Genomic DNA, 651 nt, shown 5'->3' with positions numbered 1-651 from the left:
TTTCCACAAATCACCGAGCAGCAACTGAAAAAAATGTTTCCTAAGAATAAGAAATTAAAGCTGCCTGATTTATCAAAAATAGACCACAGCCAGCTAACCTATTTAAGCTGGAACGATTTAAGATCCAATAAAAAATTCATTGTATATGAGCTAGATGGAAATATGGTGGGGATTGAATGTAAATTTACGCCCACGAGCAAAAAAAATTATTGTTCTGTCTGTAATTGTTTAGGCGAGGTTGCCTATTTTTCCACCGTAACAAAAGCTAAAAAGGCTAAAAACCCGGATTATTACAAGTCCATTGGCAATCTTATTTGTGCAGATAGCAGCGAATGCAATAAAAAGATAACCAATGTAGACTATTTAATCACTTTTTTAAGAAACTCACTTGAAATATGAATAATTCTATGAATTTTTGGTTTAGCTTTTTTAAATACGGGTATGTAATAATTAGCTACATTCCCCCATATCCTTATGTTGCTGCTAACTTTGACTATCTTATCGATAGTCCTTTTTTTTTGATTATGAAGTATAAACCATTCAGAAGAAGACAATTTAAACTGGGAGGCCCGACAGCTTCCTAGAGTTACCGCTTTTCTTAGTATTCATGTTATTGGTATAATACTATAAATAACATGTTTATATTGTAAA

Annotated in this window: 1 protein-coding gene; it reads left to right on the top strand. The window is 32.3% G+C overall.

Going from position 1 to position 651, the window contains the following annotated elements; all coding sequences use genetic code 11:
• The first annotated feature begins 33 nt into the window (after positions 1–33).
• Positions 34–399, top strand: coding sequence for a FusB/FusC family EF-G-binding protein (locus V7077_RS24650; RefSeq protein ID WP_335506855.1), 366 nt, complete (start codon positions 34–36; stop codon positions 397–399).
• Positions 400–651 lie beyond the last annotated feature (252 nt).

The sequence above is a fragment of the Neobacillus vireti genome, assembly GCF_036962465.1.
In the GTDB taxonomy this organism is placed as follows: domain Bacteria; phylum Bacillota; class Bacilli; order Bacillales; family Cytobacillaceae; genus Neobacillus; species Neobacillus vireti_B.
The sequence above is the reverse complement of the archived record's forward strand: the minus strand, read 5'-3'. Positions and strand labels throughout refer to the sequence as shown.